Source organism: Mycobacterium sp. (assembly GCF_035506235.1).
In the GTDB taxonomy this organism is placed as follows: domain Bacteria; phylum Actinomycetota; class Actinomycetes; order Mycobacteriales; family Mycobacteriaceae; genus Mycobacterium.
Genome location: NZ_DATJPU010000283.1, coordinates 1 through 25,514 on the forward strand (window position 1 = coordinate 1; position 25,514 = coordinate 25,514).

The 25,514-nt window shown below is 70.4% G+C and carries 18 protein-coding genes and 1 pseudogene; 13 read left to right on the top strand and 6 right to left on the bottom strand.

What is annotated here, in order from left to right; all coding sequences use genetic code 11:
- The coding region (locus VMD50_RS26610) for a M20/M25/M40 family metallo-hydrolase (protein WP_325432405.1) at nucleotides 1-241 on the top strand (241 nt) is incomplete at its 5' end.
- On the opposite strand, the gene VMD50_RS26615 is transcribed toward VMD50_RS26610, so the two are convergent.
- A complete protein-coding gene (locus VMD50_RS26615; protein WP_325432407.1) occupies nucleotides 238-1,761 on the bottom strand; it encodes a PE family protein in 1,524 nt (507 codons plus the stop codon). The two genes, VMD50_RS26610 and VMD50_RS26615, sit on opposite strands and share 4 nt — an antisense overlap.
- Nucleotides 1,762-1,930: 169 nt before the next feature.
- Nucleotides 1,931-2,410, bottom strand: coding sequence for a gamma-glutamylcyclotransferase family protein (locus tag VMD50_RS26620; RefSeq protein ID WP_325432409.1), 480 nt, complete (start codon nucleotides 2,408-2,410; stop codon nucleotides 1,931-1,933).
- An 83-nt stretch (nucleotides 2,411-2,493) separates the two neighbouring features.
- On the opposite strand from VMD50_RS26620, the gene VMD50_RS26625 reads away from it, so the two are divergent.
- From VMD50_RS26625 to VMD50_RS26665, 9 genes and pseudogenes are all read left to right on the top strand, one after another.
- A complete protein-coding gene (locus tag VMD50_RS26625; RefSeq protein WP_325432411.1) occupies nucleotides 2,494-3,909 on the top strand; it encodes an NAD(P)H-quinone dehydrogenase in 1,416 nt (471 codons plus the stop codon).
- Between the two features lie 56 nt (nucleotides 3,910-3,965).
- Complete coding sequence (locus tag VMD50_RS26630; protein WP_325432413.1) at nucleotides 3,966-5,690, top strand: glycerol-3-phosphate dehydrogenase/oxidase; 1,725 nt, start codon at nucleotides 3,966-3,968, stop codon at nucleotides 5,688-5,690.
- Nucleotides 5,691-5,697: 7 nt separating this feature from the next.
- The gene (locus VMD50_RS26635; RefSeq protein ID WP_325432415.1) at nucleotides 5,698-6,546 is read left to right on the top strand and encodes a pseudouridine synthase; all 849 of its coding nucleotides are present in this window, start codon (nucleotides 5,698-5,700) and stop codon (nucleotides 6,544-6,546) included.
- A 10-nt stretch (nucleotides 6,547-6,556) separates the two neighbouring features.
- Nucleotides 6,557-6,867, top strand: a pseudogene (locus tag VMD50_RS26640) (DUF222 domain-containing protein); the annotation flags it as partial.
- A 447-nt stretch (nucleotides 6,868-7,314) separates the two neighbouring features.
- On the top strand, nucleotides 7,315-7,482 hold the full coding sequence (locus VMD50_RS26645) for a hypothetical protein (RefSeq protein WP_325432417.1): 168 nt from the start codon (nucleotides 7,315-7,317) through the stop codon (nucleotides 7,480-7,482).
- 2 nt (nucleotides 7,483-7,484) lie between these two features.
- On the top strand, nucleotides 7,485-8,582 hold the full coding sequence (locus VMD50_RS26650; RefSeq protein ID WP_325432419.1) for a PPE family protein: 1,098 nt from the start codon (nucleotides 7,485-7,487) through the stop codon (nucleotides 8,580-8,582).
- A 1,163-nt stretch (nucleotides 8,583-9,745) separates the two neighbouring features.
- Entirely contained in the window at nucleotides 9,746-9,958 is a 213-nt protein-coding gene (locus tag VMD50_RS26655; RefSeq protein WP_325432421.1) for a hypothetical protein, read from the top strand.
- A gap of 199 nt (nucleotides 9,959-10,157) precedes the next feature.
- Complete coding sequence (locus VMD50_RS26660; protein WP_325432423.1) at nucleotides 10,158-11,294, top strand: PPE family protein; 1,137 nt, start codon at nucleotides 10,158-10,160, stop codon at nucleotides 11,292-11,294.
- A gap of 70 nt (nucleotides 11,295-11,364) precedes the next feature.
- Nucleotides 11,365-12,501 carry a PPE family protein gene (locus VMD50_RS26665; RefSeq protein ID WP_325432425.1) on the top strand — a complete coding sequence of 379 codons (1,137 nt, stop codon included), beginning with the start codon at nucleotides 11,365-11,367 and terminating at the stop codon, nucleotides 12,499-12,501.
- Here VMD50_RS26665 and VMD50_RS26670 read toward each other — a convergent pair.
- Nucleotides 12,490-14,799 carry a heavy metal translocating P-type ATPase gene (locus VMD50_RS26670; RefSeq protein ID WP_325432427.1) on the bottom strand — a complete coding sequence of 770 codons (2,310 nt, stop codon included), beginning with the start codon at nucleotides 14,797-14,799 and terminating at the stop codon, nucleotides 12,490-12,492. The two genes, VMD50_RS26665 and VMD50_RS26670, sit on opposite strands and share 12 nt — an antisense overlap.
- A gap of 214 nt (nucleotides 14,800-15,013) precedes the next feature.
- On the opposite strand from VMD50_RS26670, the gene VMD50_RS26675 reads away from it, so the two are divergent.
- Both VMD50_RS26675 and VMD50_RS26680 read left to right on the top strand, forming a co-directional pair.
- Complete coding sequence (locus tag VMD50_RS26675) at nucleotides 15,014-15,400, top strand: CBS domain-containing protein (protein WP_325432440.1); 387 nt, start codon at nucleotides 15,014-15,016, stop codon at nucleotides 15,398-15,400.
- A complete protein-coding gene (locus VMD50_RS26680; RefSeq protein ID WP_325432429.1) occupies nucleotides 15,397-16,941 on the top strand; it encodes an FMN-binding glutamate synthase family protein in 1,545 nt (514 codons plus the stop codon). The genes VMD50_RS26675 and VMD50_RS26680 overlap by 4 nt, the downstream gene beginning before the upstream one ends.
- On the opposite strand, the gene VMD50_RS26685 is transcribed toward VMD50_RS26680, so the two are convergent.
- The 3 genes from VMD50_RS26685 to VMD50_RS26695 are packed head-to-tail and all read right to left on the bottom strand — an operon-like array spanning nucleotide 16,901 to nucleotide 24,633.
- Nucleotides 16,901-19,567 carry a cation-translocating P-type ATPase gene (locus VMD50_RS26685; RefSeq protein WP_414686183.1) on the bottom strand — a complete coding sequence of 889 codons (2,667 nt, stop codon included), beginning with the start codon at nucleotides 19,565-19,567 and terminating at the stop codon, nucleotides 16,901-16,903. The two genes, VMD50_RS26680 and VMD50_RS26685, sit on opposite strands and share 41 nt — an antisense overlap.
- A gap of 17 nt (nucleotides 19,568-19,584) precedes the next feature.
- Nucleotides 19,585-20,187 carry a DUF5994 family protein gene (locus tag VMD50_RS26690; protein WP_325432433.1) on the bottom strand — a complete coding sequence of 201 codons (603 nt, stop codon included), beginning with the start codon at nucleotides 20,185-20,187 and terminating at the stop codon, nucleotides 19,585-19,587.
- Nucleotides 20,188-20,196: 9 nt separating this feature from the next.
- The gene (locus VMD50_RS26695; RefSeq protein ID WP_325432436.1) at nucleotides 20,197-24,633 is read right to left on the bottom strand and encodes a cation-translocating P-type ATPase; all 4,437 of its coding nucleotides are present in this window, start codon (nucleotides 24,631-24,633) and stop codon (nucleotides 20,197-20,199) included.
- Between the two features lie 108 nt (nucleotides 24,634-24,741).
- On the opposite strand from VMD50_RS26695, the gene phoU reads away from it, so the two are divergent.
- Nucleotides 24,742-25,407 (top strand): phosphate signaling complex protein PhoU, encoded by a 666-nt coding sequence (phoU, locus tag VMD50_RS26700; RefSeq protein WP_325432438.1) that lies wholly within the window; start codon nucleotides 24,742-24,744, stop codon nucleotides 25,405-25,407.
- The last annotated feature ends 107 nt before the right edge of the window (nucleotides 25,408-25,514 follow it).

Consider the following 25,514-nt stretch of genomic DNA (forward strand, 5'->3'; position numbering starts at 1 on the left):
TACCCACGCCATCGAAGCCGTCGGCCCCGAAGCGCTGGCCGACACCCGGCAGTCCGGCGGCGGCGAGGACTTCTCCTGGTACCTGGAGGAGATCCCCGGCGCGATGGCGCGGCTGGGCGTGTGGTCGGGCGAGGGGCCGCAGCTGGACCTGCACCAGCCGACCTTCGACCTCGACGAGCGGGCCCTGGCGATCGGCCTGCGCGTGATGGTCAACATCGTCGAGCAGGCGGCCCTCTTCTAGGGCAGGCCGTTCGCTCCCAACAGCAGCCCGCCGGTGCCACCGGGGCCGGGCGTGCCGCTCGCCGTCGCGCCCGGCCCACCGTTGGCACCGTTGCCGCCGTTGCCGATCAGCACGGCGTTCCCGCCCGGGCCGCCGTCGCCGCCCGTCGACCCGCTCGCGGTGGCCTGCCCGCCGGCCCCGCCCGCGCCGCCGGTGCCGACCAACCCGGCCGCACCGCCGGCTCCGCCGGCCCCGCCGCGAGTTCCCTGGATCGTTATCCCGCCCGCCCCGCCGGCCCCGCCGGAGCCGCTGAGCATGCCGCCGGCGCCGCCGGCCCCGCCGCGGCCGCCGGTGCCGCTGCCCGCGATCCCGCCGTCGACTCCGCCGACGCCACCGGCGCCGCCCGAGCCGAACAGCCCGGCATTACCGCCGGCCCCGCCGGTACCGGCGGCGATCACGGCGGCGTTCAGGTTGGTCCCGCCGGCTCCGCCGGTGCCACCGTCCCCGAACAGGCGCCCGCCGGCGCCACCGGCCCCGCCGGCCGCCGACGTGCCCGTGGTGTTCCCGCCCAGGCCGCCGCTGCCGCCATCGCCGCCGTTGCCGAGCAGCCCGGCGGCGCCGCCGGCCCCGCCCGCGCCGCCGGCACCGGTGCTGAGCGCCATGCCCCCGTCGCCGCCGGTTCCGCCGGAGCCGTGCAGCAGGCCGCCGGCCCCGCCGATGCCACCGGCCCCGGCGGGGCCGGTGCTGGAGAACCCGCCGGCCCCGGCCGCCCCGCCATGGCCGAACAACACGGCGTTGCCGCCGGATCCGCCCAGGCCGCCGGCGCCGCCCAGGGCTGCTATCCCGCCGGCCCCGCCGGGGCCGCCGTTGCCGAACAGTCCCGCGTTGCCGCCCGGGCCGCCGACGCCCGCGTCGCCGGGGCTGCCGCCGCCGGCCCCGCCAGGCCCACCGTTGCCGACCAGCAGCCCGCCGGCGCCACCGGCGCCGCCCGTTCCGCCGGTCCCGCCCGCCCCACCGGGACCACCGTTGCCGATCAACCCGCCGGCCCCGCCGGCCCCGCCGGGCACCCCGGGAAGCGTGCTCGCGCCGCCGCTGCCGCCGTCGCCGTACAAGAAGCCTCCCGGCCCGCCCGGCTGCCCCACGCCCGCGATGGTCGTCCCGTTGGCGCCATTGCCGATCAGCGGGCGGCCGAACAGCGCCTGCGTGGGTGCGTTCACCGCGCCGAGCAGGTCCTGCTCCAGGGTCTGCAGCGGCGAGGCGTTGGCGGCCTCGGCAAGGGCATATGAGGCCCCACCCGCGGTCACGGCCCGCACGAATTCGCCGTGGAACGCCGCCACTTGGGCGCTGAGCGCCTGGTATTCGGCGCCGTGGGCGCCCAGCAACGCCGCGACGGCTTTGGAGACCTCATCGGCGCCCGCGGCCAGCACCCCCGTCGTCGGGGCCGCCGCCGCGGTGGTGGCTGCGGCGATCGTCGAACCGATGTCCGCCAGATCCGTCGCCGCCGACTCGACCATTTCCGGCACCGCGATAACAAACGACATGCCGCACCTCCGACCAGCTCACGGCATACGGATCGTATAACCCACCGTCCGGCCGGGCGAGGGCCTTTGCGGCCTTGACGGCGAGCAGACGCAAAATCGCGTTGCCCAGGCCTTCCAAGTGCGACTCTGCGTCTGCTCGACAGCTACCTCGCAGCCAGTTGCCCTATCGCTAGGCGCTGGTCCCCGGGCCGACGTTGCTGGCCGGCCGGTTGCGCAGGTCGCTCACGTAATCGTCTGGCGCACCGGCGATTTCGGCGGCGTCGGCCATGACGCCGAGGTAGCGCGCCGACGGCAGACCACCCTCCCAGGCGTCGAGCACATACAGCCACGCCAGCACCGGGTCGGTGGTGGTGTCCGACGAGATGCGCTCGACCCGGCACCGGATCTTCTGGTGCACCCCGAACTCGGAGCCCTCCCACCGGTCCAGGTTCGTCTCGTCGGCCGGCGTCATGTCGTAGAGCACGACGAAAACCTTCGAACCCGGGTCCTCGACGATCGTCGCCAGGGCCCCCTCCCAGCCGATGTCCTCCCCGCCGAACGTCAACCGCCACCCGTGCAACCAGCCAGTTCCGGCCATCGGCGAGTGCGGCGCGCGCTTGAGCATCTGCTCGGGATCCATGTTCGACCCGTACGCGGCGTAAATCGGCACGGAGAAAGCTTAAACGTCACACGCTCGCGCGGTGTTCACCCGAGCGATTCGCGGGGTCCCTGCGGCCCGGTTAGGTTAGGCGTGTGGTGACCCGCATCGTGATCCTCGGTGTGGGGCCGGCCGGTTACGAAGCCGCTCTGGTCGCCGCCACCTCGCATCCAGACACAACCCACGTCACCGTGATCGAGTCCGAAGGCGTCGGCGGCGCGGCCGTGCTGGACGACTGCGTGCCGTCCAAGACGTTCATCGCCTCCACGGGGCTGCGCACCGAACTGCGCCGGGCGCCCCGGCTGGGCTTCGACATCGACATCGAAGACGCCAAGATCTCGTTGCCGCAGATCCACGCCCGGGTCAGGACGCTGGCCGCCGAGCAGTCGGCCGACATCACCGCCCAGCTGCTCGGCGTGGGCGTGCAGGTGGTGGCGGGCCGCGGCGAACTAATCGACCCCACTCCCGGGCTGGCGAAGCACCGCATCAAGGCCACCGCCGCCGACGGCACGACGAGCGAGCACGAGGCCGACGTCGTGCTGATCGCCACCGGCGCCAGCCCGCGGATCCTGCCGTCGGCGCGGCCCGACGGCGAACGCATCCTGACCTGGCGGCAGCTCTACGACCTGGAGGCGCTGCCCGAGCACCTGATCGTGGTGGGCTCGGGGGTCACCGGCGCCGAGTTCGTCAGCGCCTACACCGAGCTGGGCGTGCAGGTCACCGTGGCGGCCAGCCGGGACCGGGTGCTGCCCTATGAGGACGCCGACGCCGCGCTCGTCCTGGAGGAGTCGTTCGCCGAACGGGGCGTCAAGCTGGTCAAGAACGCCCGCGCGGAGTCGGTCACCCGGACCGACTCCGGCGTGCTGGTCACCATGACCGACGGGCGCACCGTCGAGGGCAGCCACGCGCTGATGACCATCGGCTCGGTCCCCAACACGAGCGGCCTGGGCCTGGAGCGGGTCGGCATCGAGCTGGATCGCGGCGATTACCTCAGGGTCGACCGGGTTTCGCGCACCTCGGTGCCCGGTATCTATGCGGCGGGCGACTGCACCGGGCTGCTGCTGTTGGCGTCCGTGGCCGCCATGCAGGGCCGGATCGCGATGTATCACGCGCTGGGGGAGGGCGTCAGCCCGATCCGGTTGCGCACGGTGGCGGCGACGGTGTTCACCAGGCCCGAGATCGCCGCCGTCGGGGTGCCGCAGTCGATGATCGACGACGGTTCGGTGCCGGCGCGGACGATCATGCTGCCGCTGCGGACCAACGCGCGGGCCAAGATGTCGGGGCTGCGGCAAGGCTTCGTCAAGATGTTCTGCCGGAAGTCCACCGGCGTGGTCATCGGCGGCGTGGTGGTGGCGCCGATCGCCTCCGAGCTGATCCTGCCGATCGCGGTGGCGGTGACAAACCGCATCACCGTGAACGAACTGGCGCAGACGCTGGCCGTTTACCCCTCGTTGTCCGGTTCGATCACCGAGGCCGCGCGGCGGCTGATGGCCCACGACGATCTCGATTAGGGCCTAGCCTGGGAACCGCACACCTACCGACCAGTAACGAGACAGGAGCCCCCGCAGTGAGCGACCCGATCGACGCGCTCGGACCGCAGCAACGCAAGGTGGCCTGGGAGCGGCTGGGTGCCGAGCAGTTCGACGTGGTGGTCATCGGCGGCGGCGTCGTGGGCTCCGGGTGCGCGCTGGACGCCGCCACGCGCGGGCTCAAGGTGGCGCAGGTCGAGGCCCGCGATTTCGCATCGGGCACCTCGAGCCGGTCGTCGAAGATGTTCCACGGTGGGCTGCGATACCTCGAGCAGCTGGAGTTCGGACTGGTCCGCGAGGCGCTCCACGAGCGTGAGCTGTCGCTGACCAAGCTCGCACCGCATCTGGTCAAGCCGATGCCGTTCCTGTTCCCGCTGACCAAGCGCGGGTGGGAACGGCCATACATCGCCGCCGGCATCTTCCTCTACGACCGCCTCGGCGGCGCGAAATCCGTTCCGGCGCAAAAGCATTTGACCCGCGCCGGTGCCCTGCGCCTGAGCCCGGGCCTCAAGCGCACCTCGCTGATCGGTGGGATTCGCTACTACGACACCGTCGTCGATGACGCCCGCCACACCATGACGGTCGCGCGCACCGCAGCGCACTACGGCGCGGTGGTGCGGTCCTCCACCCAGGTCGTCGCGTTGCTGCGCGAGGGCGATCGGGTGACCGGCGTGCGGGTCCGCGACTCCGAGGACGGCGCGATCACCGAGGTGCGCGGCCACGTCGTCGTCAACGCGACCGGGGTGTGGACCGACGAGATCCAGGCGCTGTCCAAGCAGCGGGGGCGGTTCCAGGTCCGCGCGTCCAAGGGGGTGCACGTCGTCGTGCCGCGGGACCGCATCGTCAGCGACGTCGCGATCATCTTGCGCACCGAGAAGTCGGTGATGTTCGTCATCCCGTGGGGCGGCCATTGGATCATCGGGACCACCGACACCGACTGGGACCTCGACCTCGCCCACCCCGCGGCCACCAAGGCCGACATCGACTACATCCTGGGGACCGTCAACACCGTGCTGGCCACGCCGCTGACGCACGCCGACATCGACGGCGTCTATGCCGGGCTACGCCCGCTGCTGGCAGGCGAGAGCGAGGAAACCTCGAAGCTGTCCCGCGAGCACGCCGTGGCGGTACCCGCGCCCGGGCTGGTCGCGATCGCCGGCGGGAAGTACACCACGTACCGGGTGATGGCCGCCGACGCGATCGACGCCGCGGCCCAGTTCGTTCCGGCCCGGGTGGCGCCGTCGATCACCGAGAAGGTGAGCCTGCTGGGCGCCGACGGTTACTTCGCGCTGGTCAACCAGGTCGAGCACGTTGCCACGCTGAATGGTCTGCATCCGTACCGCGTGCGCCACCTGCTGGACCGCTACGGCTCGCTGATCGGCGAGGTCCTGGGGCTGGCGGCCGAAACTGCCGGCCTGCTCAGCCCGATCAAGGAGGCGCCGGGCTATCTGCGGGTCGAAGCCCTTTATGCCGTCGCCGTCGAGGGCGCGCTGCATCTGGAGGACATCCTGGCCCGCCGGATGCGGATCTCCATCGAATACTCGCACCGCGGCGTCGACTGCGCCCGCGAGGTCGCCGAGGTGGTGGCGCCGGTGCTGGGGTGGACCGCCGAGGACATCGACCGCGAGGTCGCCAACTACACCGCGCGGGTGGAGGCCGAAATACTCTCGCAGGCCCAGCCCGACGACGTGTCCGCGGACGAGCTGCGGGCCAGCGCGCCCGAGGCGCGCGCCGAAATCCTCGAGCCGGTCCCGCTCAGTTGAGCGCGCGTTGAGGCCCGCGCCACTTCCCGTGCGGGACGGGCTGGGCCCGGCGCGGGTGCGGCTGCGCGGCGGGCCGGTGCTGGCGGAGCTGACCGCCCGGTTCGGCGCGAAGGCGCTGGCCGGGGACGTCGTCGGCGCCGACGGTGCGTTGGTCGACGACGCGACCGTCCTGCCCGCCGGGGCGTTCGTGTTCCTGTACCGCGAGCTGCCCGACGAGGTCCCGGTGCCGTTCGACGTCCCGCTGCTTCATCGGGACGACGACATCGTCGTCGTCGACAAGCCGCACTTCCTGGCCACCATGCCGCGCGGGCGGCACGTCGCGCAGACCGCGCTGGTGCGGCTGCGCCGGGAACTGGGGTTGCCCGAGCTGAGCCCGGCGCATCGGCTCGACCGGCTGACGGCCGGGGTGCTGCTGTTCACCGCCCGGCGCGAAGTACGCGGCGCGTACCAGACGCTGTTTGCGCGCGGGTTGGTCGCCAAGACCTATCTGGCACGCGCGGCCGTCGACCCCGCCGTAATTTTCCCCCGTGTCGTGCGCAGCCGGATCGTGAAGCGGCGCGGCGTTTTGCAGGCGGTCTGCGAGCCCGGCACGGTGAACGCGGAGACGCTGGTGGAGCTCGTTTCGGCGGACGGTCTGTACCGGCTGACGCCGCGCACCGGACGCACCCATCAGCTGCGGGTGCACATGGCCTCCCTCGGGCTGCCGATTGAAGGCGATCCGCTTTATCCCAACGTGATTGACGTACCGCCCGACGACTTCAGCACGCCGCTGCGGTTGCTGGCGCGGCACATCGAGTTCGACGATCCGCTGACCGGTTCACGCCGCGAGTTCGTCAGCCGCCGCGCGGGGCCCTAGGCGAAGGTCCGAGCGGCACTACCCGCCGGAGACGGCTGACTCGGCGGCGTTGATCGATGAGATCGGCGCGGCGGCGGGCGGAGAATCGGGCGGCGGCGGCGCAGTTGGTCGCGATCGGGCGGCCGTTTGGATATCGGTTGTCGCGGTGTTTCGCAGACCGAGGACTCGGCCATCGACGCGGTGGAGGCGGTGCCGGCGGAGGTCGCGGCTGCGTTGCGAATCAGCCAGGGCCTTGCGGTGAGTCGGGTGCGGAATGCCCCGGCGGTGCGTGAGCGCCTGCCGAAGGTGGTCGAGGTCTTCCGGGCCGGCATCAATTATCGGCCCCAACGTGGGCTGCGATCTCGACACACCCATTCCCGACAGCGGGGGCGGGCCCACGCACGCGGGCAACCTGAAGTGTTACCGCAGAACGCATTCACGACTTCAGGTAGACCCTTCGGTTTCCGCTGGCTGCGCGACTGGTTTGCTCGCTTGCTTCACTGTGCTTCGCGGTTTTCGCCTGCTTCGGCTGCGTGAAGTCGCGGGCATATTTAACAGGCCGTGCTCTAGTTCAAATCCCGTGTCTCGCACCAGGGTTTGTGCAGTTCAAAGGCTATTTCTGAGATTCTGACCGGGCTGCGTGCCCTATTCATGCCCGATAGGCATGAAGGCCCCGTTTCGCGATCCGCTTCGCCGCGCCGGAACGCGCGTTGAAGCTGCTCCTCCCAGCATTAGAAGAACAAAGCCAAAATTGGGCGCGGCCGATAAATTGCGCGGTAGCGTTTCGATATGGCGCGCACGAATCTGGACGGCAAAGACATCAAGCGCCTGCTCGAGCAGCTGTTAGAGAGGGACTTGACCGACGCGGACCTGGCTGCCGCGCTCCGGGCGCCGCCGAATAGCTACAGCCGTCACAAAGACGATGAGGACTATCGACTCCGAGGTTTGACAGGGTAGGCGTGGACTTCTGGGCTCCTCCCGAGATCACATCAGCACTGATTCATTCCGGGCCGGGGCCCGGATCACTACTCGTGGCTGCCAACGTCTGGCGCCAGCTGGTGATCGAGCTTCAACAGACCGCCGCTGACTACGCCTCCACCGTGGCGGGCATTCCCTGGCAGGGACCATCGGCGACGGCGATGACCCTGTCCACCATCCCCTACGTCGCCTGGCTACACACCACCGCGGCCCACGCCGCTCAGATGTCGATGGCGGCCACCACCATGGCCAGTTCGTTCGCCGCCACCCAGACAGCTGTGGTGCATCCCAGCGTGGTCACCGCCAACCGCACACGGCTGGCTCATCTGATCGCGACAAACTTATTCGGCATCAACTTCCCCGCCATCGCCACCACCGAGACCCAGTACATGCAGATGTGGGCCGGTAACACCACCGCCATGCTGGCCTATCACGCCACCAGCCTGCAGACCATGACGTTACAGCCGTTCACGTCTCCTCCCACCATCACCAACCCAGCTGGCATCGCCGCGCAGAGCGCGGCGGTAACCAGCGCACAAGCCATCGACATCCCCATCCTGGATTCGATCTTCTCCAATCCCACCGTCGCGTTGGCGATTCTCCAGGTGGACAGCGTCATCCAGAGCGGGTTCCCGTTTAACGCCATCAGTGTATTCACCGGAGGTCATGACTTGTTCCCTGGCCAATTCCCAGATGTCTTGGCCGCCACCCCCCGCAACCTGGCCATTGCCTACAACCTCACCGGCCCCGAGGCTGTCGGAGGGGCTCCAAATCTCTCCGCCACTGCACCCGCCGCTGAGGCCAGTGCAGTGCAGACTTCTGTGACTGCTTCTCTAGGCCGGGGAATGTACGTCGGCAACCTCGTGGTCCCGCCTTCGGCGGTCACCTCCCCGATCCAGCTGGCTGCCGCAGAGGCACCGTTGGTCCCGACAACAGCCGAGGGCGCTCCACTGATCCCGATGTTCGTACCGCCGATGCCACCTGGAGCACGCAAGGCGCAGCGGGACAAGCCCGACGAGAAAGGCTATGGACCGCCGATCCCCGGCACCATCATGCGGCGACCTCCGTCAGGCGGATGAGACGAAGGCCCACACCCACCACGCATCTACTCGGTCGGCGACACCGCGGTGAGCGTCCCCAGCAGGTCGTCGCAAGTTCCCGGCTGAATACCGGTTTTGTGAGCTCAGTCCCCGGTAGCCGAAGTGCTCACGCTGGCGTCCGAACCTATGCTCCGCCCGCGCGCGACATCGAGCCATCGACTCCTACCTTCCGCTGCTGGCAGTTCTCCGCCGGGCAGCACGGAAGCGGGGCGGCCCGCTGCCGTCGATAGACTTGGCAGATGCGCCGTTGGATGAACGCCGCGCACTGACCGCAGACCGGCCCGCGCCGTGCGGGGCGCGCCCCGCTGGCTACTCCCCCGCGTACAAGTAAAAATGTTCAACCACAACGTGTTTGACCCCGCGCAGACTCCGCCCAGCACCGATCCGCACCGTCGCCAATCCCGCCGGCGCCCAAATAGTGTGGCCTCGTTTGAATGCTTGACTACCGCGGTGGAAGTCAACGGGGTGGTGGTCCCGAATTTCTTGGGAGTAAGGGTGTCCAAAGGCCGAATGCGAATCAAGGCCACGTGCCGAAACCCATATGACCTCATCAAGTGCAACACTGTATCTGGAGTGGCGGGAGAAGAAGAACTGATGAAGAAGGCACTAATGGGCGCGTCGGTGGCAGCAGCCATAGCACTGGCACCCCTCTGCATTCCACCAGCACCAGCACACGCCGGCGATCCCTGTGTCAGCGTCACCGATCCCGCTGCCCATCAGACCTGTATCGATAACTTCCTGCACGGTAACCCTATGCGCAGATACCCACTGGGCGATTGCGAGGGGGCGAGCCCCATTGACGGACAGGTGGGCCAAGTTTGTGGGTAACGTCTTGGGTCCAAAAGTCTGCGCCTCCCGATGCAGTGCCATCCGGGTGAAGGATTTCTGATCGACACGCGCAAGTTTGGCAAAGTGATTGTCCGCGAAGAGATCACGATACGGTAGGGTACCGCTGAGGATGGTTTCGTGAGGAATTTGTTGAGGTGGGTGTTTGAGGAGCCCCTCATCCTTAGGGCCGAAAAACCCACTGCGGTAGTTCTAATCCTTTCCGCATAGCCCACCCTCCTGCGTGGTCCTAGCATCGGCACACCCCACAGCTGCATCGCCACTTCCCTCCTCGGATCAGGGCTGGGGACGTATCTGTGCAAATCGTGTTTGATGCGCCGCAAGCCCACCACGACGACGGGCTGATGATGAACAAATCCGGCTCTCCGAGCGCCGAATCGCTGCGCCGTCCACTTCGACAACCCGGCATCTTCGCTTCGGCGCCGGCCGATTTCCTGAGCGAGATGCGTCTCCGCGACATGGGCGACCGGATCATCGAATTGGGCCGCGGCGCCTCGGCGACCGTGTGACCGCGTGCAGGGCCTCCTAGCTGCTAATTGCCTCGGTGGCTAACCTCGTCGGTATATCGTTCGTCTCATCCGGTACTCGAACGAGGAGAGATCTGGGGGCCCACGCGTGAGGCGTCGAGGTGCAGTGTTTCAGCGGCGGTCGCGGCGTCGTCAACGCGACTTTCCCGGTTCGTTGCCCGCATACGGAATGTGAGATGTCATGGATCTTCTAGCGCTGCCCCCCGAGGTCACCTCGGCTCTCATCCACTCCGGACCCGGAGCGGGCTCGCTGATCGAAGCGTCCGCCGCATGGCAGCGCGTGACCACCGAATTGGAGAACTCGGCCAGCATCTACACGACGGCGTTGTCCACACTGAGTGAGTCGTGGAAGGGTCCATCCTCGGCGGCGATGGTCGAGGCCGTCCAGCCCTACATCACCTGGCTGCGGAACACCGCCCAGCAATCCCAGCAGATGGCCGAATCGACCCAGGCCGCCGCGGCCGCGTTCAACTCCGCGCTCTCGACGGTGGTTCCCCCCGCGACCGTCGCCGCCAACAGGACGCGGCTGGCGCAGTTGGTGGCCACCAACGCGTTCGGCCGCAACCTGCCGGCCATCGCCGCAACCGAAGAGCAGTATCAGGCCATGTGGGCGACCAACTCCGCGGCGCTGAGCCGTTATCAGGCGACCACGGCGCAGGCCCTCGACGTGCAGCAGTTCCGGTCGCCGCCCGCAATCACCGACCCCGCGGGGACGGCCGCGCAGGCCACCGCCACGTCCTCCGCCGCCACCACTTCGGCGCAATCGACAATTGCGGACTTCTTGAACGCGCTCAACACCCCCCTCGGCTTCGACCCCAACACGGGCTGGTTCGGGCTGGCCAACACCTGGGGGAACCAATTCATCTCGTCCGGCTTCCCCATCAACCTCCTCGGTGTGTGGGCGCAGTTGGCGACCGCGCAGGGCGTTCAGGCCGTCGGCGGCGACATCGGTCAGGGCCTCTCGGAGGGCGAGGCGGCGCTGGGGGCGGTGGGGGCCAACCTGTCCGGTGCGGTCCGGGCGATGGGCTCGGCGGCGCCGACGGGCGCCATGGGCGTTGGGGTTTCGTTGGGCAAGCTGACCGCACCGCCCGCCGTGGTGGGGCTGCTCCCCGCCTCGCAATCGCCGGTCCAGCTCGCCTCGGCGGCGTCGCCGCTTGATGGCGCGGATGCCGGGTTCCCCATGCTGCCGCCGTTGATGCCGCCGCCCATCTCGGCGGGCAGCGGTTGGCGCAAGAGGAAGCAGCCAAACCCCCAAGAACTTCAAGTTGGCGCGGAAGTCAAGGGGAAAGTGATGCGCCCACCGCCGTCGGCGGGATGAGGGACTGACCGAAATGTCCTGCCGCAAAAGGCAGTCGAGAACTGCCACAGCGCTGGCGGGTTGATGCGTCATGGACTTCGGGACGTTGCCGCCAGAGATCAGCTCGGCGCTGATCCACTCCGGACCGGGTGCGGGTTCGTTGATCGAGGCCGCCGCCGCGTGGGAGCGGCTGGGCGCCGAGCTGGAGGAATCGCTGCCCAACTACTCCTCGGCGCTGTCTTCGCTGACCGAAACCTGGCAGGGGCCGTCCTCGGCGGCGATGATCCAGGCCGTCGATCCCTTTCTTGCCTGGACGAGCACCACCGCGCAGCAGTGCGAGCAACTCGGCGCCTCGATGCAGGCCGTGGCGGCGGCATTCGAATTGGCTTGCCGGACAGTGGTTTTCCCGGTCCAGGTCACGACCAACCGGACTCGACTGGCCCAGCTGATAGCCACCAACTGGCTCGGCACCAACTCCGCGGCGATCGCCGAGACGGACGCGCAGTACGAAGCCATGTGGGTGAACAATTCGGCGGCGATGTATCGCTACGCGGCCACCGCGGCGCAAGCCACCCGGCTGCCTCAGTTCTCGTCGCCGCCCGTGATCGTCAACCCGGCGGCCGCCGCGCAAGCCATCGCCGTGCCCGCCGCCGCCACCCCGGCGCAGTCGGCGATCGGCGATTTCCTGACGTCGATCCTCAGCACTCCCGGCGGCTTCAACCCCCAGACGGGCTGGTTCGGGCTGGCGAACCAATGGGCAAGCCAATTCCAGGCCGCGAGCGGATTTCCGATCAACCTGCTCAGTGTGTGGGCGCAGCTGCAGACCGCCAAAGGTTTTCAGGCTCTCGGCGGTGAGGTGGCCCAGGGCCTGTCGGAGGGCGAGTCGGCGCTGGGAGCGTCGGAGGCCGGTTTGGCGAGTGCGATGAGGGCGGCCGGATCGGCGGCGGCGCCCGCGGGGGCGATCGGCGTCGGGGTCTCGATGGGTGGACTGAAGATGCCGCCCGCCGTCGTGGGGATGCTGGCCGCTGCGAAAACGCCGGTGCAGCTCGCCGCGGCGGTATCCGCGCTTCCCGCTGACGAGTCCGGGTTTCCCTTCATGCCGCCGCCCATGATGCCGCCGGTAATGCCGCGCGACAAGAAGAAGCGCGAGGGGCGCGACTACGACGACATCGAGATCGGGCTGGAGATCAAGGGCACCTTCATGACCCGGCCGCCGTCAGCGGGATGACGCCCCGGGCTCGTCGGCTTCGTCTGTGGCGAGGGTGAAGTAGTTTTCCTCCTCCTGCACGAAGTGCAGGCGCAGCAGTGCGTACAGCCCATACAGGCAGGCGAGCAGGTCGTCGACCTGGTCCGGGCCGATGGAGCCGCTGCTCTGGGCCAGCGCCAGGTGAGCGCCGATCCGGTCGGACAGCCGTTGGATTTCGGCGTGCGTTCGGCTCATGGTGGCGGTGGCCTCACCGGTGCCGAGCGGGTTGGCCAGCGCGGGATAAAGCTGGGTTTCCTCGGCGCGTTCGTGGGGGAGGATGCGGCCGACGAGCAGGGTATGCGCGCGCGTAATCGCCTGCAGCGCAGACTGATCCGGCGCTTCGGCCAAGCGGTCGGCGGCGTCGCGCAAGAGCCTGACGGTATCGCGCAATTGGTCGTGTTCGGCGTCGAAGCGGCGCAGCATTTGTTCGGTTTGCGCGGGCAGGTCGACATCGAGGGACGGGTTGCCGCGCAGCGCCCGCAGCGCGTTGAGGATCACCGCAACGTCGATGCCCTCCTGCAGCAGAGCACCGGCGGCCGGCGGCAGCCACCCGAGCGCGGCGACGGCCATCGCGGCCAGCGACAGTCCCATGCCGACGACGGCGCTCTGCACGGCGATGTGCCGCGACCACCGGGCGATGTCCATCGCGTCCGCGAGCCGCTCCAGCCGATCGGTGGTCAACACGATGTCGGCGGCTTCCGAGGAGGCGGTGGCACCGCGCGCACCCATCGCCACGCCGACGCCGGCCGCGGCCAGCGCGGGGGCGTCGTTCACCCCGTCCCCGACCATGACGGTGACCGCGCGGCTTTGTTCGGCGCGGACGGCGGCGACCTTGTCGGCCGGGCTCTGCTCGGCGTAGACGTCGTCGAGCCCCAAGACGGCGGCGACCTCGCGGGCGGGCTCGGTGCGGTCGCCGGTGAGCATCACCAATCGCTTCAGCCCGGCGCCGCGCAACCGGCGCATGGTCCGCGGCGCATGGCGGCGCAGGGGGTCACGCAGCAGCACGGCACCCACCGGCCGGCCGTCAACGCAGACCCAGGCGACCGCGGCCGTGTCGAGCAGGGCGCGGTTCACCGCCGCGCGCGCCCACTCCGTGGACATGTCGCCCGCGAGCTTGCCCACATAGACGCGCTGCTCGTCCACGGTGCCGGTGACGCCCCGCCCGGGTTCCTCGACCACGTCGGTGGGTAGCGACGGCCGCAGGCCGCGGGCGAGCGCTTCGGTGACGATCGCCTCGGCGAGCACATGCGGGGACAGCTGATCCACCGAAGCGGCCAGCCGCAGGATCTCGATGGCGTCGCGCCCGGGCGCGGCCGCGACGTCGACGACGACGGGGCGCCCCATGGTCAGCGTGCCGGTCTTGTCCATCACCAAAGTCGTTGCGCTGCCCAGGTTCTCGAGAGCGGCCCCGCCGCGGACCACCACGCCTCGGCGCGAGGCGCGCGACAGTCCGGACACGATCGCGACAGGGGCGGCAAGCAGCAGCGGGCACGGCGTCGCCACCACCAGCACCGCGACGGCCCGCACCGCCGACCCGCCGGCCAGCCACGCCCCGCCGGCCACCAACAGGGCCAACGGCAAGAACCACGCGGCGTACCGGTCCGCCAGCCGCACCACCGGCGCGGTCTGCGCCCCGGCCTCCGCGGCCAGCCGCACGATCTGCGCGTAGGTGCTGTCCTCGGCCGTCGCGGTGGCGCGCATCTCGAGCGCCCCGCCCGCGTTGACCACCCCGCTGCGCACCGGTTCGCCGAAACCGCGCTCCACCTGCAGCGGCTCGCCGGTCAGGACCGACTCGTCGAGCACCGCGGCCGCGCTGACGATGCGACCGTCCACGGGCACCACCTCGCCGGGGCCGACGACCAGCAGGTCGTCGATCGCCACCTCGTTCAGGTCGATCGTGGTCACGGTCGACCCGACGCGGCGGCGGGCGAACCGCGGGGCATGTTCGAGCAGGGCCCGCAGATCGTGCGACGCGCGACGCTCGGCCGCGGCCTCCAGCGCCCGCCCTCCGGCGAGCATCACCGAGATCAGCGCACCGGCGAGGTACTCGCCGACCAGCAGCGTGCCGATCAGCGACAGCACCGCAATCAGGTCGACCCCGAACCGGCCGCGGCGCAGCGCGGCCAGCACCCATGCCGTCGCCGGAACCAGCCCCACCAACGTGCCCGCGATCCAGCACGCATCGGCAACGTCGCGCGAGCCGGCCAGCCAGGCGATCCCGCCCGATACCAAAGCGCCGACGCTCAACGCCACCAAAGCCGCAAATCCCTTGCTGCCCACATCATTCCCTTCGGGAAACAGGCCTGTCGCCAGCGTGGGCCCGCTTCGCCGGGTTGACTAGGGCCGGGTGTCACAACACAGGCACATCTTGAGGCCAGGAATTGCGGTTACCAGCGCCACTTGAATTGGGGACTCAGGTCACTAGAAAGGCCGGCCAAGTTCAGGTGAACATTGCTGCGTGACCGATTCACCTGCCCCGCCTTCGGCGGGTTCGATGCCGATTTCCACCCTGATCGGCGAGCCGGTGGCGCGCGTCGTCGCCGACGCCACGGTCGCCGACGCCGCCAGGGCTCTGGTGGCCGTCGACGCCGGCGCGGTCGTGGTCGGCGACGACGTCCGGCCCGCGGCGCTGGTGAGCGAGCGCGACATCGTTCGGGTGGTGGCCGCCGGACAGGATCCGGCCACCGTCCCGGCCGCCGACGTGGCCAGCACCAGGCTGATCTGGTGCGACGCCGAGGCGACGGTCGATCAGGTCTCGGCCCGGATGATGGACCACTACATCCGCCACGTCCTGGTGGAGCGCGACGGGGCGCTGGCCGGCATCGTCTCGGCGCGCGACCTGCTCGGCGCCTACAGCGCCTACGGCGCCGATCTCGCGTGAAGCGGCGTCCCCTGGCCGCGTTGGTGGGCGGCCTGGCCGGGTTGACGGGTTGGGATCTGCTGCAACGCCGCCACACCATCCTGCGCAACTACCCGGTCATCGGCCACTTGCGGTTCCTGCTCGAAGCCGTCGGCCCCGAGCTGCGCCAGTACATCGTCACCGACAACGACGCGGAGCGGCCCTTCAGCCGCGATCAGCGGCGCTGGGTGTACACGTCCGCCAAGCTGGAGAACCGGTACTTCGGGTTCGGCACCGACAACGACCTGGAACGGGTGCACAACTACCCGGTCATCAAGCACGCGGCGTTCCCCGTGCCCACGCCTGAGGGCGAACCCGGGCATCCCGACCCGGACGTGCCGTTGCCGGCGGCCAAGGTGCTCGGCGGGGCGCGCGGCCGCGCCAGGGCCTTCCGGCCCTCGTCGCTGGTCAACGTCTCGGCGATGAGCTTCGGCTCGCTGTCCGGTGCGGCCGTCACCGCGCTCAACAGGGGCGCGGCGTTGGCCGGCGCCCTGCACACCACCGGCGAGGGCGGGGTGTCGCCGTACCACCTGAACGGCGGCGACCTCGTCTGGCAGATCGGCACCGGCTACTTCGGCTGCCGCGACGACGACGGCGGCTTCAGCCTTGCGCGCCTGATCGACCGGGTGGCGGCCACGCCGTCCATCCGGGCCATCGAGATCAAGCTGAGCCAGGGCGCCAAGCCCGGCCTGGGCGGCATGCTGCCCGGCGCCAAGGTCACCCCCGAAATCGCCGCCATCCGCGGGGTTCCGGTCGGGGTCGACTGCAAGAGCCCCGCCGGTCACTCCGCGTTCCGCGACGTCGACGGGCTGCTCGAGCTGGTGGAGACCATCGCCGCCGAGACGGGCCTGCCGGTGGGCATCAAGTCCGCGGTCGGGGAAGACGCCTTTTGGGTCACGCTGGCGGACCGGATGGCCCGCACCGGCCGTGGAGTGGACTTCGTGACCGTCGACGGGGGTGAGGGCGGCACCGGCGCGGCCCCGCTGGTCTTCAGCGACCATGTCGCCCTGCCCTTCAAGTGGGCCTTCCCGCGCGTCTACCGCGCCTTCGCCGAGGCGGGCCTGCACCACGGCGTGGCGTTCATCGGCTCGGGCAAGCTGGGCATCCCGGAGAACGCCCTGCTGGCGCTGGCGGCGGGTTGCGACATGGTCAACGTCGCGCGGACCGCCATGTTCTCCATCGGGTGCATCCAGGCGCAGCGCTGCCACACCGGCCGCTGCCCCTCCGGCGTCGCCACCCAGTCGGCGTGGCTGCAGCACGGCCTGGACCCGGCCCTGAAGTCCGTGCGCTGCGCGAACTATCTCGCCACCCTGCGCTTCGAGCTGCTGTGCCTGGCCCGCGCCTGCGGGCATGTCCACCCCGCCCTCGTGCCCCTGGAGGCGATCGAGCTGCTCGACGTCGACCTCAAGACGGTGCGGGCCGACGAGTTGCTCGGCTACCGCCCCGGCTGGGGTGTGCCCGGCCCCGCCGACGTCGCCGCGATCACGGAGCTGATGGCCCACGGTCGCGACGGCGCAGGATGAGTTTGCGGATTTCGCTGACCCATAACACGGTGCTGGCCAGCGCCGTGCACACCAGCCACTGGGCAGGCGAGAGGGGCTCGGTGGTGAAGGCCTTGTTGAGGAAGGGCAGCTGAACCACGGCCACCTGGAGCAGCGCCGACAGGGCGATTGCCGCCCACAACCAGCGATTCGCGAAGAAGCCGCGGAACACGGTCTGCGTCTCGGAGCGCGCGTTGAGGGTGTTGAACAGCTGCGTCACCACCAGCACGGTGAAGCCCGCGGTGCGGGCCCTGTCGAGGGACGACGGCAGGGGACCGCCGGGCACATACAGGTGGATGGCGACGAGGGTCGCGGCCCCCACGGCCGCGCCGATCACGACGATGTTGTTCCACATCCGCCTGTCGATGACCCGATCCGACGCCGCGCGCGGCGGGCGGCTCATGACGTCTTCGGTCTGGGGGTCCACGCCCATCGCGAGTGCCGGCGCGCCGTCGGTGATCAGGTTGACCCACAGGATCTGGGTGGCCAGCAGCGGCAGGGCGACGGTGTGGCCCTGGGTCAGGCCGATCGCGCCGGCCAGCACCACGCCGAAAAAGACGGTCAGGATTTCCCCCATGTTGGAGGACAGCAGGTAGCGCAGGGACTTCTTGATGTTCGAGAAGATGCCGCGGCCCTCGCGAATCGCCAGCACGATGGTCGCGAAGTTGTCATCGGCCAGGATCATGTTCGCCGCTTCCCGGGCGACCTCCGTGCCGGTGCGGCCCATGGCGATGCCGATGTCGGCCGATTTCAGCGCGGGTGCGTCGTTGATCCCCTCGCCGGTGACCGCGACGATCTCGTGCTCGGCCTGCAGGGCGTCGATGATGCGCAGCTTGTCCAACGGGTCGACCTGCGTGTACTGCGAGTGCCGGCGCACCGTTTCCCTGAGTTCCGCGTCGTCCAACGCGGCGAGTTCGGCGCCGGACACCGCCGACTCGTTGTCTTCGATGCCAAGCTGGCGGGCGATCCGGGCGGCCGCGCGGGGATGGTCGCCCGTGATCATGACAACCCTGACCCCGGCGCGGTGCGCGCTGGCGATGGCCCCGGCCGCCTCCGGGCGCGGCGGGTCCGTGATGCCGACCATGCCGGCGTAGGCCAGCTCCCGGTCCGCCCCGCCGGGCGGCCGGTATGCCACGGCCACCGGATGCAGCGCGCCGCGCGCGAGCCGCTCGGCGTCCCCGCGGATCGTCGCCCTCATCGGGTCGTCCAGCGGTTCCAGCCGATCACCGATCCTCAGGTACGCGCACCGGTCGAGCACCGCATCGGGGTCGCCCTTGGTGACCGAAGCCGTGTTCGGTCGGGTGCCGGCCTTGGCCTGTGCCACCAGGAAGGCGGCATCGATGGGATCGCCCTCGCTGGTCCAGCGCCCGTCGGTTTCCGTCAGCCTGGCATCGGCGCCATCCCCGTCGAGCACCAGCGCGGCCTGGCGCCACAGGTCGCTGCCCTCCTCGAGCGCGACCCCGTCGCGCTCCAGCCGGCCCTCGGGCCGGTACCCGGGGCCCGTGACGATCACGTCGCCCACCGGTGTGACGATCCGTTCGATCGTCAGCTCGCCCGTCGTGAGGGTGCCGGTCTTGCCGGAGCAGACCACCGAGGCCGAACCCAGCGTCTCGGCGGAGGACAGCTCCTTGACGATGGCGCCCTGTGCGGCCATCCGCTGCATCCCCAGCGCGAGCACTATCGACATGATGGCCGGCAGCCCCTCCGGCACGGCGGCGACGGCCAGCGAAACGCCGAGCAGCACGGCCGTGATCACGTCGTCGGCGCTGTGTATGCCGAAGACGGCGAAGATGGTCGCGATCACCACCACGGCGATGGCCAGCACGGCGATCCCCAGCAGCCGGCTGGCCCGGGCGACCTCGCGCTGCAGCGGCGTCTCGCTGTCGTCGACGGTGCGCACCAGGCCCGCGATGTGGCCCGTCTCGGTGGCCATCGCGGTGGCGGTCACCACCGCCCGCGCGGCTCCCTTGGTGACCGCGGTGCCCTTGAACACCATGTTGACCTTGTCGCCGAGGGTCGCCGAATCCGTCACGGCCCCCGCGTCTTTCGCGATGGGTTCGCTTTGGCCGGTCAGCGCGGCCTCCGACACCTGCAACCCTTCGCCCGACAGCAGCCTGGCGTCGGCGGCCACGGCGTCGCCCTCGGCCAGCAGCAGCACGTCCCCGGGCACCAGGTCGCTCGCGGCAACCTTGCGTCGCTCCCCGTCGCGGACGACCGTTGCCGAGGCGGCGGTCATCCGCGACAGGGCATCGACCGCGCGCTCGGCGCGCGCCTCCTGGGCGTATCCGAGCGCCGCGTTGAGCAGCAGGATGACGCCGATCACCACGGCGTCGACCGGCCAGCCGCCGGCCCCCTCAACGGCCCAGACGGCGAGCGACGCGATCAGGGCGGCCAGCAGCAGGTAGATCAGGGGGCTGCGAAACTGCGCGACGAGCTTCTTCCACGTCGGCACCGGCGGGACGGTCTCGACGGCGTTGGGACCGACCACGGCGAGGCGCCGCGCGGCCTCCCGCGTCGTCAATCCCCGTTCGGGGTCGGTCTCGAGACGTTGTGCGACGGTTCGCGAATCGAGGCGGGCGGGATCAGGGTCGGTCAGTGGGCTCACCACCGATACGCTCCCGCCGGCTAGGGGGCGGCAGTCGTGGCGCGGGATTCAATCATGCGGTTCCGAACGATGTGTTCGACGAGGATCGGAACGAAGGCCTGGACCGGTGCGTCGACGAATTGTTGAGCGGCCTCCTCGCACCACCGCGTGATTTCAGCCGAGCGCCCGGGGTCACGGCCCCCCTCGTGACGGGCCAGCTTGTCCGCGACGTCGGCGATGGACTTCGCGACCACCGGGACGCCGGGCGGGGTGTCGGCGGCGTCGGCGGATCCGCTTGCCTCGGCCAGCGCCTGCCGGGCGTCCCGTTCGCTGGTGTCCGGCGGGATGACGTGCAGCGTGAGGTGCCGGCCGTCCGCGCCGATCACGATGACGCTGGCCGGCTCGTCACTGGTGAATCCCAGCAATTCGACGGTGTGGCCGGCGATCTCGACCAGCGGCGGGGTCTCGTCCCAGCCATTGCGGCGGTAGCCGATCATCACGACCTGCCCGAGCCGGTCGGACACCGAGGCCACCAGGTCCGGCAGCTCCTCGGCCAAATGCCTGGACCGGGGCCACCAGGCCCCGTCGATATGCTCGGCCGCACGCCGAAAAGGCTTGAGCTGCAACCGACTTACACGCTCCATCTCCACCACCTATCCGCTAACTCCGGAATTGTTGCGCAGCGCGCCGGGCACGCTGCGTCCAACGCTAAGGGCTTGATCACGAACCCGCGACACGAGCGGTTCGGACATCCGGGCGAGCAGCTCGGGAGCCACGGCCGACAGCACGCACGCCACCGCAGCCGCCAGCAGCGCCTGACCCCAGGCGACCGGGCCCACCGGGGTGCAGCCGAACACCTGGCTGAGCCCGGGGATGCTCACCACCACCGCCAGCGCGGCCAGGGACCCGGCCGTCGTCAGCACCACCAGCGGGCCGTGCGAGTCGACGAGTGTCTGCGCGAGCTGGGTGCCGACCAACCCGATCAGCGCGACGGTCGCCGCGCGCCGCGGGGTTCCGGTCACACCGGCCATCGACCACGCCAGCATGGCGCCGGTCGTGGTGGACACACCGCGAATCCCGATCGCCCGCCACATCGCTTCCTCGCCGCGGTCGACGTCGGTGTCACCCTTCTGTGGGCTGACGGCCAGGGCGGCGGCCGGCAGCGCGTCGGTCAGCATGTTGACCAACAGCAGCTGGCGCGCGTTGAGCACCGAACGGCCGGTCAAGATGGTGGTGATCAGAGCGAAGCCCACCTCGCCGAGGTTGCCGCCCACCAGCATCGACACCGCCGACTGCACTCGCCGCCACAGCTGCTTCCCCTCGTCGATGGCGTCGAGCAGTGCCTCGATCCGCTCGTCGAGCAGCACCACGTCGGCCGCGGTGCGGGCCGCATCGCTGCCCCGCGCGGCCACCCCGACGCCCACGCTGGCGGCCCGGATCGCGGCGGCGTCGTTGACGCCGTCTCCGACCATCGCGGTAACCAGCCCGGACCGCTCCAGGGTCTGGACGACGCCGATCTTGTGTTCCGGCGTCATCCGGGCGAAGACCAGCCGCGACTTCGCCGCCGCGGCCCGTTGGCCGGCGGGCAGCGCCTCCCAGTCACTGCCGGTGATCACCTGGTCGGCGGTGACGTCAATGCCGAGGTCCTGGGCGATCGCGGCCGCCGTCGTGGGATGGTCACCGGTGATCAACCGGACGCCGATGCCCCGCTCGGCGAGGTCCTTCAGCAGCGCCCGGGCCGTGGGGCGGGGGGTGTCGGCCAAGCCGATCAGGCCGATCGGCGTGAGCCCGGAGGTGCACAGGGTTTCCAGCACATCGGGATCGGCCACGGCGGCCGCGGCCTGATCCGGGCTGAGGTGGCGCTCGGCGACCGCCAGCACGCGCAGCCCGCCGGCCGCCATCTCGTCGATCAGCTGCGTCAGTGGGTGCTCGTCGTGCAGCAGCGCCGACGACAGCGCCTCGGGCGAACCCTTGATGGTCAGCCGGGTGCCGACGAGCGCGGCGGCGAACGGGCGGCCGGATTGGAACGGCAGGAACGCGTCACGGGTCTCGCGCGGTTGTGGGGGCGAACCATCGCGCAGCGAGGGGTCGTCGGCCGCCTGGCTGATCGCGTCGTCGGTGGCGTGCTCGATCCGGTGGGTTTGCCTGGCGTAGCTCGTGCTCACCGCCGCGTCCAGCACGTCTCCGGGGGTGAAGCCCGCCATCGGGTGCACCGCTTTGACTTTCAGCCGGTTCTCGCTCAGCGTGCCGGTCTTGTCGAAGCAGACCACGTCCAACCGGGCCAGCGCCTCGATGGACTGGGGGTTGCGGATCAGCACCGATTCGCCGGTGAGCCGGCGCGCGGCGGCCAGCTGGGCCAGCGTCGCCACGAGCGGCAACCCTTCGGGGATGGCGGCGACGATGAGCGTGACCGCGCTGGATACCGCCTCGCGCAACGGGGTGCCCCGGGCCACGCTGAGCAACCCGACCACGCCGCCGCTGGCCACACTGAACGGCAATGCGCGACGGGTGACGTGCCGCAATTGTCGCTGCAGGCCGATCTCCTGCAACTTGCGCGGGGCCATCGCCAGCGCCCGGCGCATCTCGGTGCGCGAACCGACCGCGGTCACCACGGCCACGGCCGTGCCCGCGACCACCGTGGTGCCGGCGTAGAGCATGCAGGTGCGTTCGGCCAGCGGGGCGCCCGGCGTCGGCTCGGTCTGCTTGGACACCGGCAGCGATTCGCCGGTCAGCGTGGATTCGTCGACCTCGACGTTGAGCGCGCGCAGCAGCCGGGCGTCCGCGGGAACCACCTCGCCGGCATGGACTTCGATGATGTCGCCCGGCCGCAGCCGCCCGGTCGGCACCTTCTCCCACCGCCCCGCATGCGCCGGGCCCTCTAAAGGGCCCACGCGCCGCCGCGCGGGTGGATCCTGCACGGCCAGTAGGCGATTCAGGATGCGCTCGGCGTGCAGCTGTTGTTCGGCCGACAGGGCGGCATTGACCAGCAGGACGCTGCCCACCAGGACCGCATCCAGGGGCGAGCCGAGCAGCGCGCTGGCCAGCGCGCCGGTCGCCAAGAGCGGGGTGATCGGGTCGGCCAGGTCGCCGCGCATCTCGTCCGCGAAATCGCGGATGCCTCGCCACGACGCCGCGGTGGCCTCGTGCAGCGCGCGGACCGGAGGCAGCTTCTGCCACCAGGCGGGCACTTCCTCGTGGCGTTCTTCGGGGGGGCGGGGCAGCAGCCGCTGCACCTCCGCGATCGGCAGCGCGTGCCAGTCGTAGCCGGTTTCGGGCTCCGGCAGCGGTTCCCGGAACACCTTCGCGGCCGCCCGGTAACCGAACCACAGGCTGGCGGCCATGCCGACGTTGACCGACGCCGAACTGCGCCCGGGCACACCGGGAATCAGCATCAATGCGCCGATCGTCGAGGCCGACGCCGACAACCGGACGGCATTGTCGGTGGCGGCCCGCGCGGCGGGCAGCGCGTGCAACACCCGCCAGGCGCCGGCCAAGTCTCTGGTGATCACGTCGGCGGCCCAAGGCGGGGGATGCCCGTCGCGCTGCACGCCGATCGTGACGTCGGACCGGTGCGGGGCCCGCATCTCCGGCGTGGTCAACAGCGCCACGGTCGCGCCGCCGGCCTTCAGCTCGGCGACGGCCGCCGCCACCGCGTGGTCGATCGAACCGCCTGTCGGATACAGTTGGTCGAATCCCTGTGCCAGGGAACGCAATCCGTCATCATCCAGGGAATACACCCGTGGCTGCGACCGTCGCGCTTCGGTCAGCACCGCCGCGGCGAACGGATCGCGAGCCGGGCTGATCAGGGCCTCGCCCGAGTCGCCGGCTCCGGGGATATCGGCCAGCTGGTGCCATCCGGGCTGCACGCCGTCGCTGTCGAGCGCGGCCCGAACTGCCTCCCAGGCCCGGGTGCGTGCCGAATCCTCCACCCCCAGAACGCGACTGACCGTCAACTCCTCGGTGTACAGCGCCCGCGGGTCGATCATGATCGCGTCGATCCGGTCGAGTGTCCGCAATGCGCGGGGCCGCAGGACCAGAGCGTCGTGACGGGTGGTCAGGCCGCGGCTCATCGCGCAGCCGAAGGACTCGCGCACGGTGCGCAACGGCTTCGGCACGGCCGCCAGCGCGGTGGCGCCGGCGGTGTCGGGGTTGCGCGAGAGCAGGCCCACCCCGGCGGCGGCGCCGATACCCGCCAACCCGATCCGGTTGGCGTAGCGTTCCGCGGGCCCGTCGGGCGGATTGGGGATGCTTCTGGGTTTCGACGCCGGGTCGTCGGGCACCGGCCGGCCACCCAGCATCGCTTCATGCCAGGACCAGGCCAGCCGGCCGTTCCAGGCCTCGGCCGCCAGCATCGTCCGGGTGGCGGCCTCCGCGGCCGCGGCCGTCGGCGACAGGGTCAACGCGGCCGTCGCGGCATTGACGAAACCGAACACGACGTCGGTGGCCTCCGGCCCCAGGCGTCGCTCCAGCTCTCGGCGCACTCGCGGGACGTGGTCGGCCAGCGCCGGCGGCACGGCCACCAGGTCGGGCAGCCTGGGTAGCCGCAGCAGGCTGCCGGTCAGCGAAAGGCCAAGTCCCACGGCGGCGGCCGCGGCCGCCATCGCCTTCCCCATCAGGAGCGCGTCGTCGCCGGGCAGGCTCGCCGGCTGCGCCCGCGCGCCCGGCGCTCCGTTTCGCTGTTCGGCGTCGGCGACGATCCGGCCGAGCTCGGCAGCCGAGGGCTTGTCCTCGTCCACGGTCACCACCAGTCGCGCGACGGTGCGGTTCAGGAAGGCCCCGCGCACCCCGGGCTCCGCGCGGACGGCTGCCAGCACGTCGGTGGCGATCGCCGAGGCGTGCTCACCACCGAGGCCCCGCACTTCGATCCAGCGCCGCGGGCCGTTGGTGCTGGTGCGCCGCGCCGGTGGGCCGCCCATAGCCTCGATCGCCATGCCCGCCGCCGCGCGGGCCAGCGCCGAAACGTCGGGCGCGGCGCGGGTTACGGACCGGCCCAAGCCGGCCGTGATGCCGCCCCCCAGCAGGGCCGTGCCTCCGGCGGCGATCCCGACCACGGCGCGCAAGGGTGCTGCCAGCAAGCGGGTCGGCGACATGTGCTGAAGACTAGGCCGACGGTGGCGCGCGGGGAGGAGCCGTTTAGACACCGTTCGTATGGCTTTTGTCACTTGTGAAAGGTGCCGAAATCGGGTGAGGCTGTCTCCATGCGAACCGCCTATCACGAGCAGCTGGACCATTTGGCCGCGCAACTGGGGGAGATGTGCGGACTGGCCGGGATCGCGATGAAGCGCGCGACCCAGGCTTTGCTGGAGGCCGACATTGCCGCCGCGCAAGAGGTGATCAGTGACCACGAGCAGATCGTCGCGATGCGAGCCCAAGTCGAACGAGAGGCGTTGGCGCTCTTGGCCTTACAGCAACCGGTCGCCGGCGACCTGCGGGGGATCTTCGCCGCCATACAGATCATCGCCGACGTGGAGCGGATGGGTGCTCTGGCCGTGCACGTGGCCAAGATCGCCGAGCGGGAGCACCCGGCGCATGTGCTCCCCGAGGAAGTCCGCCAATGCTTCGCCGACATGGGCAAGGTGGCGATTGCCCTGGGTGACAGCGCAAAACAGGTGCTGGTGTCACGGGATCCGGAGGCGGCCGCGAGGCTGCACGAACAAGACGACGCGATGGACGAGCTGTACCGGGGTTTGTTCGAGGTGCTGATCGATGAGGATTGGCAGCACGACGTCTCGGTGGGTGTGGATACGGCGTTGCTGGGCCGCTTTTACGAGCGCTTCGCCGACCACGCCGTGGAAGTCGGCCGCCGCGTCATCTTCGCGGTCACCGGCGGACTGCCCGCCGAGGACCAGATATCGACGTACTGATTGACGGCAGTCGAACAACTGGTTTCGTCGGATGGACGTAGGGGAGCCCCGCCATGTCTCTGACACCGAAGGTGAGTGCTGCGCCGGACTCGGGGACGCTGACCGCC

Coding starts and splice junctions, on each gene's coding strand:
- phoU (WP_325432438.1), top strand. CDS start 24,742: ATGCGAACCGCCTATCACGAGCAGCTGGACCATTTGGCCGCGCAACTG.
- VMD50_RS26645 (WP_325432417.1), top strand. CDS start 7,315: ATGGCGCGCACGAATCTGGACGGCAAAGACATCAAGCGCCTGCTCGAG.
- VMD50_RS26695 (WP_325432436.1), bottom strand. CDS start 24,633: ATGTCGCCGACCCGCTTGCTGGCAGCACCCTTGCGCGCCGTGGTCGGG.
- VMD50_RS26665 (WP_325432425.1), top strand. CDS start 11,365: ATGGACTTCGGGACGTTGCCGCCAGAGATCAGCTCGGCGCTGATCCAC.
- VMD50_RS26660 (WP_325432423.1), top strand. CDS start 10,158: ATGGATCTTCTAGCGCTGCCCCCCGAGGTCACCTCGGCTCTCATCCAC.
- VMD50_RS26690 (WP_325432433.1), bottom strand. CDS start 20,187: ATGGAGCGTGTAAGTCGGTTGCAGCTCAAGCCTTTTCGGCGTGCGGCC.
- VMD50_RS26675 (WP_325432440.1), top strand. CDS start 15,014: ATGCCGATTTCCACCCTGATCGGCGAGCCGGTGGCGCGCGTCGTCGCC.
- VMD50_RS26615 (WP_325432407.1), bottom strand. CDS start 1,761: ATGTCGTTTGTTATCGCGGTGCCGGAAATGGTCGAGTCGGCGGCGACG.